This window comes from Anaerotaenia torta (assembly GCF_050433395.1).
Taxonomy (GTDB): Bacteria; Bacillota; Clostridia; order Lachnospirales; family Lachnospiraceae; genus Mobilitalea; species Mobilitalea torta.
This window is the reverse complement of record NZ_JBNPXH010000005.1, coordinates 197,196-214,271: the sequence shown is the minus strand read 5'-3', so window position 1 is coordinate 214,271 and position 17,076 is coordinate 197,196. Positions and strand designations below refer to the sequence as shown.

The 17,076-nt window shown below is 45.4% G+C and carries 16 protein-coding genes; all 16 read left to right on the top strand.

Features of this window, described 5'->3' with window-relative positions; all coding sequences use genetic code 11:
* Positions 1-251 precede the first annotated feature (251 nt).
* The 16 genes from flgM (at position 252) to HNQ56_RS10280 (ending at position 16,918) form a co-directional block, all read left to right on the top strand.
* Positions 252-527 (top strand): flagellar biosynthesis anti-sigma factor FlgM, encoded by a 276-nt coding sequence (flgM, locus tag HNQ56_RS10355; RefSeq protein WP_429145366.1) that lies wholly within the window; start codon positions 252-254, stop codon positions 525-527.
* A gap of 43 nt (positions 528-570) precedes the next feature.
* Positions 571-1,122 (top strand): flagellar protein FlgN, encoded by a 552-nt coding sequence (locus HNQ56_RS10350; protein WP_429145364.1) that lies wholly within the window; start codon positions 571-573, stop codon positions 1,120-1,122.
* 31 nt (positions 1,123-1,153) lie between these two features.
* The gene (gene flgK, locus HNQ56_RS10345) at positions 1,154-2,878 is read left to right on the top strand and encodes a flagellar hook-associated protein FlgK (RefSeq protein ID WP_429145361.1); all 1,725 of its coding nucleotides are present in this window, start codon (positions 1,154-1,156) and stop codon (positions 2,876-2,878) included.
* Between the two features lie 63 nt (positions 2,879-2,941).
* The gene (gene flgK, locus HNQ56_RS10340; RefSeq protein ID WP_429145358.1) at positions 2,942-4,795 is read left to right on the top strand and encodes a flagellar hook-associated protein FlgK; all 1,854 of its coding nucleotides are present in this window, start codon (positions 2,942-2,944) and stop codon (positions 4,793-4,795) included.
* Between the two features lie 69 nt (positions 4,796-4,864).
* Complete coding sequence (gene flgL, locus HNQ56_RS10335; protein ID WP_429145355.1) at positions 4,865-6,361, top strand: flagellar hook-associated protein FlgL; 1,497 nt, start codon at positions 4,865-4,867, stop codon at positions 6,359-6,361.
* 140 nt (positions 6,362-6,501) lie between these two features.
* Entirely contained in the window at positions 6,502-6,969 is a 468-nt protein-coding gene (gene fliW, locus HNQ56_RS10330; protein WP_429145352.1) for a flagellar assembly protein FliW, read from the top strand.
* A gap of 1 nt (position 6,970) precedes the next feature.
* Entirely contained in the window at positions 6,971-7,192 is a 222-nt protein-coding gene (gene csrA / locus HNQ56_RS10325) for a carbon storage regulator CsrA (RefSeq protein ID WP_429145350.1), read from the top strand.
* Positions 7,193-7,459: 267 nt separating this feature from the next.
* Complete coding sequence (locus tag HNQ56_RS10320; RefSeq protein WP_429145348.1) at positions 7,460-7,879, top strand: flagellar protein FlaG; 420 nt, start codon at positions 7,460-7,462, stop codon at positions 7,877-7,879.
* An 11-nt stretch (positions 7,880-7,890) separates the two neighbouring features.
* The gene (fliD, locus tag HNQ56_RS10315) at positions 7,891-9,426 is read left to right on the top strand and encodes a flagellar filament capping protein FliD (protein WP_429145345.1); all 1,536 of its coding nucleotides are present in this window, start codon (positions 7,891-7,893) and stop codon (positions 9,424-9,426) included.
* Positions 9,427-9,466: 40 nt separating this feature from the next.
* The gene (gene fliS / locus HNQ56_RS10310; protein WP_429145645.1) at positions 9,467-9,847 is read left to right on the top strand and encodes a flagellar export chaperone FliS; all 381 of its coding nucleotides are present in this window, start codon (positions 9,467-9,469) and stop codon (positions 9,845-9,847) included.
* A gap of 27 nt (positions 9,848-9,874) precedes the next feature.
* The gene (locus HNQ56_RS10305) at positions 9,875-10,372 is read left to right on the top strand and encodes a hypothetical protein (RefSeq protein ID WP_429145342.1); all 498 of its coding nucleotides are present in this window, start codon (positions 9,875-9,877) and stop codon (positions 10,370-10,372) included.
* Between the two features lie 177 nt (positions 10,373-10,549).
* Positions 10,550-11,368, top strand: a complete 819-nt coding sequence (locus HNQ56_RS10300; RefSeq protein WP_429145339.1) for a flagellin N-terminal helical domain-containing protein — start codon at positions 10,550-10,552, stop codon at positions 11,366-11,368.
* 91 nt (positions 11,369-11,459) lie between these two features.
* Entirely contained in the window at positions 11,460-11,816 is a 357-nt protein-coding gene (locus tag HNQ56_RS10295; RefSeq protein WP_429145336.1) for a DUF8042 domain-containing protein, read from the top strand.
* Positions 11,803-13,635 carry a motility associated factor glycosyltransferase family protein gene (locus tag HNQ56_RS10290; RefSeq protein ID WP_429145334.1) on the top strand — a complete coding sequence of 611 codons (1,833 nt, stop codon included), beginning with the start codon at positions 11,803-11,805 and terminating at the stop codon, positions 13,633-13,635. Before HNQ56_RS10295 ends, HNQ56_RS10290 begins: the two co-directional genes overlap by 14 nt.
* Before the next feature lie 18 nt (positions 13,636-13,653).
* Positions 13,654-14,658 carry an acylneuraminate cytidylyltransferase family protein gene (locus HNQ56_RS10285; RefSeq protein WP_429145332.1) on the top strand — a complete coding sequence of 335 codons (1,005 nt, stop codon included), beginning with the start codon at positions 13,654-13,656 and terminating at the stop codon, positions 14,656-14,658.
* A gap of 49 nt (positions 14,659-14,707) precedes the next feature.
* Positions 14,708-16,918, top strand: coding sequence for a glycosyltransferase (locus HNQ56_RS10280; protein ID WP_429145329.1), 2,211 nt, complete (start codon positions 14,708-14,710; stop codon positions 16,916-16,918).
* Positions 16,919-17,076: the final 158 nt, after the last annotated feature.

Genomic DNA, 17,076 nt, shown 5'->3' with positions numbered 1-17,076 from the left:
AATTTTAGCGAAAGCAGGGTGGGGTTGCTCTTTTTAGTCGTATGGAAATTGTAATAAATTTAAAAAAGCTCTAATGAAAACAGTAAAACTTCCGATAAATATCATAGGAAGGTACGTTGCGGGCAACGTAGAGAGTTAGAGCAGGGAGTAGTTTGAAAGAAAACCACTTTCAAACTCTTTATTGAAGCAGTATCTCAAGCGAAGCTTGTGATATGCACGGGAGTAAGAATAAAAGACAGGTGGTGATAGGAATGCGGATTGATGCGTTCAATAAGGTGAGTCGGTTATACCAGGCCAACAGTGCCGCGAATACGGTAAAGTCCAAGAACGCGGGCTTCAGTGATAAGCTGGAGATCTCCAAGGCCGGGAAGGATTACCAGGCTGCAAAGCAGATCGTAGCTCACTCCCCCGATGTCCGGGAGAGCAGGGTGAATGAGATTAAGCAGCGAATGGAATCGGGAACTTACCATGTAAGCATTCAGGATTTGGCTGATAAGCTGGTGGATGAATATTTCGAGACTATTTAACGGATTCGTCAGGTGAAATGTTACGAAGGAAAGAAGGTTAGCGGTGGCAAGCTTAATTGATGAATTAATTGGTGTTCTGGAGGAGGAATGCGGTGTCTATCAGAGATTGATACCAATTGCGGAAGAGAAGACCAGGGTCATCGTAAGGAATGACCTGTCTTCCCTCCAGGCGATTACCGCACAGGAACAGGAGGCAATCACTTCGGTTGCCAATCTGGAACGAAAACGGGAACAGATTATGGTTAATATCCGGACGGTTATTAACCGCAAAGCCGAGGAACTTACCCTGAGGAATTTAATTGCTCTGCTGGAGAAACAGCCAAAGGAGCAGAAGGCTCTTTCTGTTCTGCATGATAATCTAAAAGCTACTATTCAAAGGTTAGTCGAAATCAATAATCAGAATACATCATTAATAAAACAATCCCTAGATATGATAGAATTCAATATGAATTTTATTCAAAGCACAAGGATGTCGCCAGGGAACAATACTTACACAAAGGGAGCAAGCTATGATATGGCAAGCTATAATATAGCAATGGTCAATCAATACGATGCCCCGTCTTCGGGAACAGGGATGTTCGATGCGAAGCAGTAAGAGATATGGTGAGGTGTGATCTATGGGCTCAATGAGCGGCTTATATATCGGCGTATCAGGCCTGAACGTCAGTCAGGCGGCTTTGAATGTTACTTCTCATAACCTGGCTAATGTGGATACAACAGGTTATGTAAGGCAGCAGGCGGTACTTGCCGATTTTAATTATATAAAACTGGGCGAATCCTATATCTCTCCCATGATGAAGGGATTAGGCGCTAATTTTGCCATGGTTAAGCAGGTGCGGGATGTATTCCTGGACCAGTCCTACCGCCAGGAGATTGGCAGACAGGCTTTCTATGAAGCCCAGTACAAGGCGGTAGAGGAAGTAGAAGGCTTATTTGGAGAGCTGGAGGGAGAAGCCTTCCAGAATACCATGAATGATCTGTGGGTGGCCCTGCAGGAGCTGGCCAAGGAACCGGACAGCGTGGTGGCAAGGGCTTCCGTGATACAGACGGCGGTCACCTTCATCGAGCGTGCGGAGAATATATCAAAGCAGCTCAATGACTATCAGGTGAATCTCAACACCCAGATCAATGACCAGGTGAAGAGAATCAATGAAATCGGTGAGGAGATTCAGAAGCTGAACTGGAAGATCCGCCAGTATGAAAGCAATGGGATGGAGAAGGCCAACGACCTCCGGGATAAGCGCAATAACCTTCTGGATGAGTTGGGCAAGCTGGTCCGCATTACTTATAAAGAAGGTCCCGACGCTATGGTTAGTGTCAATGTGGAGGGCGTTCCCTTTGTAACGGAGGATATGGTCTTTGAGATGGGGACGGCGAAGCTGAGCGAAGGCTCTCCGATGCTGAAGCCGGTATGGGTTGCTTTTGGCAATGAGGATGTGTTTAATCTGGATCGGGCCGCCGCGGCCAAGGATAATACGGATATCGGTTCCCTGAAGGGACTGCTGACGGCCAGAGGCTACAAACAGGCGAATCATACGGATATTCCAAAGAGAGAGAATTATGAATCCGATGTCAAGTATGATGCGGCGGTAATTGATTTTAATAATTCCATCAATGCTTCGGTAATCATGTCAACCCAGGCCCAGTTTGACCAGTTGATCCATGGTATTGTTACGACGATAAACAGTGTTCTGTGTCCCACGAAGGAAGTGACCCTTTCGGACGGAACAACGGCAAGGATATTGGATGTAGAGAATGCTCCCGTTGGTATGGATGAGAACAAGACCATGGGAGAGCCCTTATTCATACGTAAATCTACGCCCCAGTACGGGGAGGAAGAGTATGTGACCTATCTTAAGGAGGATGGCACCTACGATTCGGTCTATACCAGAATATACCGGGATGAGGATCCCGCGGATAACTATTCCTTGTTTACCCTGGGAGAGATTGAGGTCAATCCGGCCATCATGCAGAGCTATGCGCTGCTTCCCCTGGCCAGCAACAAGGGTACCGGGGATTTCGATATCGAGGCGGCTCAGAATCTGATTTCAAAGTGGCAGAGCGCATTTTCCACTCTGTCACCCAACAGCCTGACGGAATATAACTTCAGTGATTATTATACGGCTTTTGTGGCGGAGCTGGCAAACCGGGGCGAGCAGCTGTATACCATCAGTGAGAATCAGACGGCTATGGCGGACAGCATTAATGATCAGCGGTCAAGAGTCACCGGTGTTTCCTCCGACGAGGAATTGACGAATTTGATTAAATTCCAGCACGCCTATAATGCATCGGCAAGATACGTCAATGTAGTGAGTGAGATGCTGGAACACATCATCATGAGGATGTTCTAATATCGGGATACAGGCAATTCCGGACTGGATTATGCGCAAAAGAGGCGCGGGAATGAGGTTTATATGGCATCAACATTTTTTGGATTAAATATAGGAACCACGGGTCTTTATGCATATAAAGGAGCTATGGATACCACGGCCCATAATATTGCCAATGCGGAGACGGACGGTTATTCCAGACAGGTGATGGGGCTGCAGGCCGGCAGGGCCCTGAAGATGAACTCCACTTACGGAATGGCGGGCACGGGTGTGGCTGTGACCGGGGTGGTGCAGAAGCGGGAAGAATACTATGACACTAAGTTCTGGAAGAACAATACCATGTACGGTGAATATTCTTCAAAAGCGTATTATATGAAGGAAATAGAGAATTATTTTAACGAGGTTACCTTAAAGGGGTTTACCACGACTTATAATTCCCTGTATGACAGCCTGCAGGAGCTCTCCAAGGATCCCTCCAGCCTGAATGTCCGTACCCAGGTGGCGAATTATGCAAAGAGCCTGACGGAATATTTTAATTCCCTATCCAATAATATGAATACCATTCAGAAGGAATGTAATTTTGAGATTCGGAACAGGGTGGATCAGATCAATTCCTGCGCCCAGCAGATCGCGTCGCTGACCAAACAGATTAATACCCTTGAAGTCACCGGCAGCAAGGCCAATGATCTGAGGGACCAGCGGGCGCTGCTGATAGACGAGCTGTCCGAGATCGCGAATATATCAGTGACAGAGAAGATTGTCGGGGACGGCGTCGGGGTTACCAGCTACGTGGTGAAGCTGGACGGGGTCAGCCTGGTGGACGGAATGGAATATAATACGCTGAAGGTGGTTCCCAGAGAGAAGAAGGTGAACCAGAACGATGCGGAAGGTCTGTATGATATCTACTGGAAAGACGGGCAGGACTTTGACATGAGAAGCTCCTTTCTGGGCGGAACGCTTCAGGCGCTTCTGGAGGTAAGAGACGGCAACAACCAGTTTAATCTGAAGGGTAATGTCTATGCGGAAGCCGGGGATAATTATGTTACCATGACGGATACCAATATCAATTCAGCGGAGAAGCTGAATATTCCGGAGACAGGTGTTGTAACCGTAGGGAACCGCAACTACAATTATTCGGGTTTTGAAGTGACGCAGGATGCCGACGGTAAATTCATCTATACCTTTGAGCTGGAGACCGAGGTGGCGGTGGATGCCCTCGATGTGCCCTCCAGTGTCGGTGAGAGCATTAACTATAAGGGAATCCCTTATTATATGGATCAGCTGAATGAATTCGTAAGAACCTTTTCCAAAGCATTTAATGAGATACACCGTACCGGACAGGATGGGAACGGGAAGGCGGGGATGGATTTCTTTACTGCAACAGGCAAGATTGGCGGCAGGGAGTACACCTTCGGCCCTCTGGCGGATTCGGATGATTATCCGTATTATGACCATACCACGTTTAACTCCCAGACAGGGGGATATTATGAGGAGATTCCGGATGATCAGCCTTTCTATGGTTCCTATTATTTTATGACGGCGGGGAATTTTACCGTGAATGAGAAGCTGATGGCGGATACTTCATACATGGCCACTACAAAAGATATTTCTGCAGGCGTGGAGGCGAATGATATTGTAGAGAAGCTGATCGCCATGAAGGAGAATAAGATGCTCTTCAAGCAGGGGGCGCCGGATGGATTTTTCCAGACCCTGGTGGCGGAGATTGGTATTGATACGGATAAGGCTCTTACCTTCTCCGACAGCCAGTCGAATATCCGGAATTCGATTACAAACCAGAGGCTGTCCGTATCCGGTGTGGATGTGGATGAGGAAGCGATGAATCTGGTCCGGTATCAGAATGCTTATAATCTTTCTGCAAAAGTGATATCGGTAATGGATGAGATTTATGACAGGCTGATTAATTATATGGGTGCATAGAGTGAAACGGTGCCGAACGGGTGAGGCGCTGCATTATGACCGGGATGGTTCGGACAGGAGGCAGGAAGCATGAGAATTACAAATAAGATGATGACGAATAATATGATGACGAATATCAATAAGAATAAGATAAATCTGGATTCCCTGGAGCAGCAGTATTCCACCGGGAAGAAGATTCAGAGACCCTCGGAGGATCCCATCATTGCGGTCAGGGCTTTGAGGCTTCGTACGAATCTGTCGGAGCTGAAGCAGTATTATAAGAAGAATATTCCGGATGCCAAGTCCTGGATGGAAGTGACGGAGAGCGCCATGACTACGGTGAACGGTATATTGAAGTCTATGAATACCTACTGTGTTCAGGGAAGCACGGATACCTTGACGGCGAGCGACCGCTCTGCTATTGTGAAGAATCTGGAGGAGATGCAGCAGCAGATCAACCAGGAGGGGAATACCAATTATGCCGGAAGATATGTATTTACCGGATATAAGACGGACAGCCCGCTGATCTTTACGGAGGATGCATCCAATCTGTCCTATGATATTACAGAACGCTTTACCGGAAAGCAGATACAGATTCTCAACCGGTGCACGGGCGGCAAGACCCTGGAGGCTTATGAGAACGGGAGCATAAATCTGGATGAAGCACCCCAGCTGGATGAAATCTATCGGATACAGCTGGCATACGACAGGCTGGATGCCGATGAGGTACCGGACGAGATAGCATACTCTGTTAAGGATGCCAATGGAGTGGATGTGCCGCAGACAGCAATTTCAAACATTGAACCACGCTCCCTGACCGACGCGGATGCATATCAGCCGGATCCGGATGAGGTTCATTATATCCATGAGACCGGTGAGCTGATTTTTGGCTCGAATGTGTATGCTTTGATGCGTCAGGCCTCGGACATGTCCGTGACCTATACGAAAAATAGTTTTGCCAGCGGAGAATTGAAGCCGGAGCATTATTTCACCTGTACCATGACGGACAGCTCAAAGCCGGAGCAGGGACCGGTCACATATACCCAGGAAGCCCAGAAGATACAGTACGAGGTGAATTTCAACCAGAAGCTGACCATTAATACAGAGGGAAGGGACGCTTTTTCCCACCAGATCGGGAGATCGATCAATGATATTCTGAATGCGGTGAATGAGGTGGTTGAAGTAGAGAATACCATCGCCGAGGTGGAAAAACGCCTGACGGATGTGTCCTTAAGTGACGCGGATAAGGAAGGGTATACAAAGCTGAAGGAACAGCTGGAGACGGAGCTGGTGCTTAAGAAGGAGATCATGCAGGATGCATTCTCCAGAGGAATTACGGTTACGTCCAAGGAGCAGGACCGAATCAATACGGCCGTTGCCGATCTGGGCAGCCGGTATGTTCGTCTGGAGCTTACGGAGGAACGGCTTTCCGACCAGGAGGTGGATTTCACCGATCTGCTCTCCACCAATGAGGATGCGGATATGGCGGAAACAATTATAAAGTATGGTACTGCCGGAGTGATTTATAATGCCTCCCTGTCTGCCGCGTCCAAAGTGGTACAGAGCACGCTGCTGGATTTCCTGTAAATCAATAAAAGAATAAAAAGATTAGAGAATGTTGTGCGGATAAAACATTTTATTGGTGCAAAGTCAGGATAAATCGTATATAATAAGGACAGGAATATTTACTTTAAAGAGAAGATTATCGGAAAGGAAAGGCGGATATCATGCAGGTGAAGACGAGGCATTTTGGAGAAATAGAGCTGGATGAGGATAAGGTAATACATTTTGCCGACGGAATATTTGGCTTTGAGGATTATAAGAAATATACGCTGCTTTATGACAATGAAGGCGGCGAACGGCCGGATATCTCCTGGCTTCAGAGCCTGGATGAGCCGGCGCTGGCCATACCGGTAGTAAATCCCTTTATTATCAGGCCGGATTTTAACCCGGAGGTGGAGGACGAGCTTTTAAAATCTCTTGGGAATCTCACGGACGAGAATATTGTAGTCCTGGTGTCGGTTACCGTGCCCCAGGAGATTGAGAAGATTTCAGCTAATCTGAGAGCTCCTTTTATTATTAATTCGGATGAACGCAAGGGTGCCCAGGTCATTGCGGAGAACGCGGATTATGAGATTAAATACCGCTTCTACGAGAAGCTGAAGGCCCATAAGGCTGCAAAGGAGGGCATATAATATGTTGGCCCTGTCAAGAAGAGTGAATGAATCCATTATGATTGGCAATGATATCGAGATTACCCTTCTGGAGGTAAAAGGAGATCAAGTGAAGATCGGCATAAATGCTCCTAAGTCCGTTGCCATCTACCGTAAGGAGATCTATCTGCAGATCAAGGAATCCAATAAGGAAGCGGCGGAAGCCCCGGTATCGGAAGAAATACTGAAGAAATTATTCAAGTGATTAAATAACTGGAAAAGACTCTCCCTAACTGTCCCGTGTGCGGATGGCCAGGGCGGGTCTTTTCCATTCCGTATCTTATCGTCTGATAAAAACTTCTTGTATCTTAATTTGATCCTTGCTATTAATATTTTAGTAATCATTACCGATATAACAATTAGAAGATCGGTGCAATAACAGTGCAGTCAAGGATGACAGAAGCATGATAAGGATCGTTCGGTAAATAAGCAGACGTTGTATAACGACGTATACACATGGAGGTGCATTAATATGGCGGTAGAAGCATTATCAGGGGCAATTTACAACGACCCCGGGAAGGCTGCTCCAAGGCAGCAGGCGGATCAGAGCGTACAGAAGCCGAAAGCAGCTGATATGAATATTACAGAGGTTCCGGTAACGGTGCCGAAGGTTGCGGCCGGCAGTCAGGCCGATAAGGGACAGAGCGGCACGCAGAACCAGAAAAGTTCCAATGAACAGGTAAAGGATGCAGTTAATAAAGTAAATAATAAGATGAAGGCACATAGAACTCGCTGCGAGTTCATGTATCATGAAGAGATCAACCGTGTATCCATTAAGGTCCTTGACCGGGAGACGGAGGAAGTGATCAAGGAGATTCCGCCGGAGGAAGCCCTGGAAATGCTGGAGAAGGTATGGGAGATAGCCGGTCTGCTGGTGGATGAGAAGAGATAGGAGGAATAGACATGGCGATAAAATTGTCAGGCCTGGCATCCGGATTGGATACGGATGCTATCATAACTGAGCTTATGAAAGCGCAGCGTATGAAGTCAACTAAGATAGAGAATAGCAAGGTAAAGCTGGAATGGAAGCAGGAGAAGTGGCAGGAGCTGAATAAGAAGCTGTATTCTTTTTATACAGGAACCCTGTCCAGCATGAGGCTGCAGGGCGGATATAATGTAAGAAGCGCCGCTTCCTCGGATGAAAGTAAGGTGAAGGTGACCGCCGGTAACGGTGCGGTAGAGGGAAATCACCAGATCAAGATAGACAGGCTGGCCACTGCCCAGTATGTAACGGGGGGCGAGCTGAAGGGCATGAAGGACGGGAAACCCTTTGAAGTGACAGGGAAGACCACAATGGCGGAACTTGGGGTCATTGATGGGGATGAAGGGGAATTCAGGATTAATAATAAGCCCATTAAAGTGACCAAGGATACAACACTGAATGAGCTGGTGAACAAGCTGAAGAGCGCAGGCATCAACGCCTCCTTTGACAATGCGCAGAAACGTCTCTTCCTGAGCTCCAAGACCAGCGGATCGGATGGAGCCTTTACGCTGACGACAGAGGCAGCGGGAGTTAAGCTGGATAAGCTGGGATTGGGAACGGTCATTAAGGATGGGGACACGTTTAAGATCGACGGCTCAGCCCCCGCCGGTGCAGGCATGGCTCTGGTAGCTGCTGAGGATGCCGAATTTGAATACAATGGGGCTAAGATGAAGAGCTCTTCCAATACAGTGACGGTTAACGGCCTTACCTTTGAGCTGCTGGGGCAAACAGGAACAGGTACGGTCAGTATCAATGTCAAGAAGGATACTCAGGCGGTATATGATAAGATCAAGAGCATGGTGAAGGAGTACAATGAGATTCTGACAACCATGAACGAGCTGTACAACGCTCCCTCTGTAAAAGGCTATGAGCCCTTGACCGATGAGCAGAAGGAGGCCATGTCCGAGAAGGAGATCGAGAAGTGGGAGGCCAAGATCAAGGATTCCCTCCTCCGCAGGGACGATGGCATTGGTTCCCTGATCAACAGAATGAGATCGGATATTAACTTTAGCGTAGAAGTCAATGGCAAGAAATACAGCTTGTCATCCTTCGGCGTAAAAGGCATGGATTATACGGAGAAGGGTCTGCTGCACATCGACGGAGATAAGGATGACAGTACGGTATCCGGTAATGCCGATGAGCTGATGAAGGCACTGGAGGAGAACCCGCAGGCTGTTATATCGGTCTTCTCGAAGTTTGCTGATAATATGTACTCCTCTTATGCGGACAGCATGGGGAAGAGCAGCTCGCTTCGGAGCACGCTGACCTTCTATAATGACAAGGAGATGAAGAAGCAGGTTGAGGACTACGGGAATAAACTGAAGGCCCTGGAGAAGAAGCTGACGGAGATTGAGGATCGCTATTACAAGCAGTTCTCAGCCATGGAGAAGGCGATGTCAAGCCTGAATGCCCAGAGCAATAATCTGGCGGCCATGCTTGGAACTGGCCAGAGATAGTGTACAGGAGAACAAGGGATATTGATAGTGGAGGATATGGATTATGGCAATGAATGCTGCTGCGGCTTATAAAGACAGTAAGATACTGACGGCATCTCCGGCGGAGCTTACTCTGCTGCTCTATGAAGGGGCGATTAAGTTTGGCAATCTGGCGGTGTATGCAATTGAGAACAAGGATTACAGCAAGGCTAATCTGAATGTGATTAAGGCAGAGAAAATTATAACAGAATTACGCGCTACTCTTAATCATGATTATCCAGTGGCGGAGAGCTTTGAACGGGTCTATGAACATGTATACAACAGATTGGTTGAAGGCAATATTAAGAAGAATGTTGAGATTCTGGAGGAAGCCATAGGATATATCCGGGAAATGCGGGATACCTGGAAGGAAGTCATGCGTCTGACGAAGGGCACCAGATAAATAGCGTATTTATGGAGAGGACTAGGGATGGAACTGGATAAGCTTAAAACAAAGCAGGTCTACATACAGCTTCTGGTGGACGCGTCAGTTAAGAAATCGGAGCTTCTTTACAGCTTAATTGAAATAACACAACAGCAGGAGGAGCTCATGGAGCAGAGTGCCTTTGAAGAGGATGCTTTCCTGGAGACGGTTTCCCGAAAAGAGGAGCTGCTGAAACGCCTGGAGGAATTGGATCACGGTTTTGATCAGACCTTTGAGCATGTCAGGGAGGAACTGGCCGGAAATAAGTACCGGTATGAGGCCGAGATCCGGACGCTTCAGGGGCATATCGCGGAAATATCTGATCGGAGTGTCAAGCTGCAGGCCATGGAGCTGCGCAACCGGGCGAAGCTGGAGGCTCTGCTGACCCGCAAACGCAAGGAAATCAGAAGGTCCATGGTCAGTTCCCGAACGGCGGCGGCCTATTATAAGACCATGTCAAACCAGAACGAGGAACAATCTTTTTTTTACGACAAGAAAAAATAAAAAATTTGTTGTAAGGGTATAAAGTATTTCAAAAGTATTCCGATATATATAGCAAGTAAATCATATTTACTTAAAGTCAAGTCTTCCGAATGGAGCGTACGGCCGGACGGGGGACGACAAAGATAAAAGTAAAGTAGCATGGAAGCTACAAACAATAATTTCAAGGAGGAATTTAATATGATAGTACAACACAATATGGCAGCAGCCAATACCAACAGACAGTTGGGCATTACCAACGGACATGTAGCAAAGTCAACTGAGAAGCTTTCTTCCGGATACAGAATTAACCGTGCAGGCGACGATGCAGCCGGACTTTCCATTTCCGAGAAGATGCGCGGACAGATCAGAGGTCTTGATCGTGCTTCCACCAATGCACAGGATGGCATTTCCTTAATCCAGACAGCAGAAGGCGCACTGAATGAGACTCACTCCATTCTGCAGAGAATGAGAGAGCTGACGGTTCAGGCAGCTAACGATACTAACGTTTCCAACGACCGTACTGCGATCAAGGAAGAGTTAAAGGCGTTGACTTGCGAAGTTTCCCGTATTGCTAAGCAGACTGAGTTCAACACCATTAAGCTTCTGAGCGGTAAGTTCAAAGGCAAGAACCTTCAGGTTGGTGCGAATAAGGAGCAGAGCATTACGTTTAGCATCAAGAGCATGACAGCAAAATCTTTAAAAATTGATGAGGTTCAGAATAAGGTTTCCCAGTATTCATTAGCGACAGCACAGTTATCAACCCTTGATGCAGCTATTAAGGATGTGTCCACACAGAGATCTAAGTTGGGTGCGTTACAGAACAGATTGGAGCACACGATTGCAAATGCTGATAATACTGCAGAGAATCTGCAATCCGCTGAGTCTCGTATCCGTGACGTTGATATGGCGAAAGAGATGGTGCTGTACTCTAAGGGTAACATCCTTCAGCAGGCAGCTCAGTCCATGTTGGCACAGGCAAATCAATCCACTCAGGGTGTATTGTCATTATTACAGTAATTCAGTAAATATTACCATGGTGATCATGGGGGTTGACCTTAGGGTCAGCCCCTATTTATTTATCTATTCATTGTGAATGATGAGGAGAGGAATGATTGTCAATATGAAGGAAAGCTTAATCCAGGAGATCCAAACTGTAATAGAAGAGATCATCGCTGTTACAGATTATTTTTACCAGCAGAAGCAGCAGGATGGGTACCTGGCATTGAATGGTCTGCTGAAGAAATTGATAATGCTTACAGAGGATATGGAACAATACTGTCGGACAGAGGAGCTTGTATTTAATGAAGAGCAATGGCTGAACTCGTTTACTCAGGCAATGTCGGCGTTGGAGGAAAAGGATGAGATTCTTTTAGCGGATTTGTTGTCCTTGGAAATAGCGAAGCAATTAGAGGATGTTTTTGCTGGATTAAGATTAGGAGAGGAAGGCAGCTATGTCGTTCTATGAACAAAATTTGAAGGCACTGGAAGAGCAGAAGAAATATTTATATAAAAAGATCCATGAAACGATGGAGCAGATAACAAAGGACGAAGAGAAGGACTTTCGTACAATACAGGCCAAGAACGGGATGCCCGTATTGGAGATGGAGTCGAATGGGAAGAACTTTCGGTTCAATAGCAGCTATGACCCGGGACATGAGGCACAGCGCTGGGCAAAACAATTTGATATGCGGAACTTGGCAATTGTAGTATCTATGTTCGGCCTGGGGAATGGTATTGTTGTGAGGGAGTTAATGAAGAAATTGAAGCCGGGGGATGCGTTGTTGATCTATGAGCCAAGCCCTCGGCTGTTCCGACATGTGATGGAGGAATATGATTTAACGGATATTATTGGGGCGGGCAGTGTGTCCATTACCGTGAAAGGGATTAATGACAATGAAATTAAGAATTTGCTCAGCAATTATGTTGGTATCGTGAATCAGCAATCTCAGATTGTTTGTTCACATCCAGGGTATGAAAGGGTTTTCGCGGAACAATTTCGTACTTTTCATAAAATACAAGAAGATAACACGGAGAAAATAACTGTCAATAAATATACAGAGCTGGCTATTGGCAGAGTAGCACTGGATAATATGCTCAGGAACATTAACCTTCTTAATGGCGGCAATATTGAGGTGGATTTGACGGGAAGATTTGTTGAGGAGGTACCTGCGATCATAGTGGCAGCCGGCCCCTCTTTAGATAAAAACATAGAGGATTTGAAGCTGGCAAAGGGAAAGGCAGCTATATTTGCGGTAGATACTGCGGTAAAATATTTGTTGGCACATGATATATTACCTGATTTTATTGTTACGCTTGATCCCAGGAAATCGCTTTCTCACTTGAGAGATGATAGGTGCCGAAACATACCGCTGCTAACCAGAATTGATGCCAGGCCGGAGAATGTTCAAAACAACAGAAAGAGAGTGATCCTGTATAATCTGGAGGGTTATGCCAAAGGAATTTATCAGAGATTAGGGATAAATACTGGGGATATTCATTCGGGGGGCTCGGTGGCGACGGGAGCCTTTTCTGCCTGTGAGACTATGGGGTTTCAGAGGATTATTCTTGTGGGACAGGATTTGGCTTATCTTGGTAACGCGACGCATGCGGGCGGACGTCAGGTGGACGCAAGCGGTGCAGGCAGGAATCTTGAGATGGTAGAGGATATCTACGGAAATCAGATCAAGACGAGATATGACTGGTATATCTATATTCGTTGGTTTGAGGATGCGGTTGAGCTTTTTGAGGGGAAGGAAGTAATTGACGCGACAGAAGGTGGTGCCCGGATCCATGGTACAAGGATTATGACGTTAAAGGAGGCCATCCGTACTTATTGCACAGGAACCTTTGATTGCGAGCAGCTAATGGCGGATCTGAAGCCTACGCTGGATCAGGAACAGCTTCGCCGAGTGCGAGATATGGTGAAGCAGGATCTGGCTGATATGCAGACTATGGAGCAAAATGCGCGGGAGGCGCTCGAGCTTAGTGAAAGACTGTTGGAGAAATATAACAAGTCTATTGAGGAAACAAGAAGCAGTATTTTAAAGAGCCGAAAGATCAGAGAGCTTAATCGATTGATTGAGTCGAAAGAGGTCTATCAATTAATTGACTGGGATCTGGCGGAAGATACTACGGAGCAGATGGCGAATATTTATCAATACACAGAGGATGAGAAAGAGAATAAAATAAAGACCTATGAACATGCAATTGGTATCTATCGGGCTGTCTTGAAGGCTATTGACCGGATACGTCCTCTGCTGGAGACTGGATTGAAATCACTTTAAAGGGAAGGTATAGTTAGTATGAATATTTTAGCATTAATCCCTGCAAGGAGCGGGTCAAAATCGGTACCTCACAAAAATATTAGGCCATGTGCGGGTAAGCCAATGCTGGCATACTCTATTGAACATGCCGAAAAGTCGAGGTATATTAATCGAGTCATTCTAAGTACGGACAGCGAATCTTATGCAGAGATTGGAAGAGAATACGGAGCGGAGATTCCTTTTCTCAGACCCATGGAATATGCAGGGGATCAGTCGCTGGATATTGATGTGTTCCGTCATTGTTTAGATGTCCTCAGGGAAAAAGAAGGGTATTATGCGGATATTGTAGTGCATTTGAGACCCACTTATCCTATCCGTAACAGTCAGGATATTGATAATATGATAGAGCTGTTAATGGATCACCCTGAAGCGGATTCTGTCAGATCAGTAGCACCGGCAAAGGAAATTCCGTATAAAATGTGGCACAAGGATGAGCAAGGATATTTAATGCCGGTAATGAAGGATATTTCGGAGTGTTATAATCTTCCAAGACAGGAATTGCCGCAGGTATTTTATCAGAACGCCTGTATTGACGTTGTACGTGGAAGGGTCATTTTAGAGAAGCGGTCTATGACGGGTAAGGTGATTTTAGGATATGAGATGGCAAAGAATTATGATATTGATACGGAAGAGGAATTTCAGCAGGCAGAAGAATATCTAAGGATCATCTCCGGAAACAGACGGTTTGTGTTTGATATCGATGGTGTAATCGCTAAAATCCAGCAGAACAATGATTACGGGAGTTCGGAACCGAATTCAGAAATGATCCGGGTTGTTAATCTTTTGTACGACAGTGGAAATTACATTGTATTGCATACGGCAAGAGGGTATGTCACTGGAATAGATTGGAGGGATATTACGATTCGGCAGCTGGGTGCATGGGGCTTGAAATACCATGAGCTGCACTTTGGTAAACCGAATGCGGATTATTATGTTGACGATAAGATGATGGACATGAACAGACTTATGAGTATGTTTTTGTAACTTATTTTAATAATAGATGGATTACTGTGGAATTGGTGGGAGATGACATATGAGAAAAGTATATTGCTTTATCAGCAGGCAGAAGAATTTAAGAGGAGATATTTGGGCATTTTTGGAGAAGCTGGATAGGCTGGGGGATACAATTTATCTTTATTATGATCTGGAAGACAGAATGAATGATCCGGATAATATCATTCATGAAATGGATCAAGTGATGGAGCGAAACGATTTATTAGAACAAAAGCTGTTTATAACGGATATACCCGGATTGTTTTTTGTTATATATCGTCTGTATCATCAGACTTTCGACCAGTTTCTCTATTATAGGGATGAGAGCTTTGAATACAATCTTCCCCCCTTATATGAAAGGATTATGTCCCTGCCAATTAATATAGGTGAAGAATTGTTTAAGCCCATTTATTCTAATTGCGATACGTTAAGCTGGTGCGATACCTCCTTTGAGACAAGGGATTATCAGTTGATCGGAGAGGATGGAAGAGATAGCGGAGAGGGAAAGTCTATCTCGGATATCAAGGAACGTATACGAATTAGAAAGTATTACCTGATTGACGGAGTATATTATTTATATGAACCTGTTTTGTCGGATGAAAAGCGGATTATTAATTTGGATAAACCATCAAATGCTTCTCAAGAATATGCCTTTCCAGGGTTTCAAAAGCTCCAGTATATGCATGATTTTGATCATGAGATTATGAAACAGTTATTTTGCGCATTGGATAGCCTGACCGAGGAAAACATTGGGAGAATACATTGTATATTTCAACAATTAGAGCAGGATATGAACGGGTATTCTTATTTTACGTATTACATTACCTGCAGCATACTGGATGATGCTGCTTGGATGAATGATCCGGGAGATATTGTGCGTTGTATTGCTATATTGTCATTTCTAATGCAGGTGACGAAAGAAAATCATTATCTTAATACATTGATTAAGCATGGGATTGAGAATATATGTCTGAATGAAAATCATCGTTATTTTCTTTGGAATCAATGCAAGCGATATGGTTTGGAAAAAAAAATATCTTCAGATGCTGATACAAAAGGATTGTTAAAGCGTTTATATCGGGCTGCCTTTGATGGCTATGAGAGGTCGCTTGCAGAGCAGTTGGTTCCAATCCCCAAGGAAGAGAGAAATATAGATCTTATTGTTGTATTCACAATTCAATTTCTCTCGGAGCGTCATGCGCCGACCAGGACGACACTGGAGCGTTGCTATACAATTGCCAAGTTGCTTGGGAAAAAGCTGATATTAATCAATACATGTGAGCAGTACACAGAGGCTGGGCAATTGATTGTGTATAACCAGGTGGGAGGTACGGTGATAGAGGAATATAGTGGAGCTAGCCATTACCAGTATAAGGATATAATGATACCTTACTATCAGCCCAAAGCCACTATGCCTTCCCGCGCTGTGATAGGGGAGATTGTAAGCATGATAAGAGAATGGAGGCCTGCGTTTATTATTAGTATTGGCAATGGAAGTCTGACGGCGGATTTATGCGGAAGGATTGTTCCCCAGGCTGCAATCAGCGTTGCGTTCTCTACGCTTGCGACAACAATGGCAACCTTTTCTGTAATTGGAAGAAAGATTAAATCGGAAGAGTGGGAAGACCTGCAGAAGAAGGGCTATTCCCGTGATAGTATTATTGAAAGTACCTTCACCTTTGAATTGAATCCAAGAATAAGCACGGTGACGAGAGAAGAATTTTCTATTCCTGGGGACAAGTTTGTTTTGGTTGTGGTTGGAATTCGCCTTGATTCAGAGGTGGATGACAATTTTGTTAAAATGCTGAATAAGACCTTTGCTTGGGGGACGCATGTTGTATTTGCGGGTTGTTTTGAAAGGTATGATCATTATTGTCAAAGGTACGCTGAGTTTAAAACCAATTCTACCTTTATAGGTTATTGTAATGATATTCTGGCTTTAATGCAGATTTGTGATTTATACGTGAATCCAAGAAGGCTGGGCGGAGGATTTTCCATTGTTGAGGCATTCCATGAGGGTAAGCCGGGTATTACTGTGGATTATGGTGATGTGGCAGTCTCTGGCGGTCCTGATTTCTGTGTAAAAGATTATGAGGAGATGCTGTCCACTATTCAGAGATATATTACAGACAGAGGATTCTACGAGCTGATGTCGCAGAAAGCAAGAGAGAGGGAGCAAGTAGTGACAGATTCCAAGGGGGCGATGGAGAATATTATTAAGAAAATACAAAGTAGCCCGTTATTTTTTTGATTCCTGGGGCAATAGGCTTGGTGGAATGTGCGGAGGATTGGCCTTGAGGATATGAGGCGGGAATAAAAAACAGGATTGGTAATATGGTTAATTTTATGTTATAATAAGTCGATATATGAAATGGAGTGTCAATTGTGTGATTGTCCCAAAAAAGGACA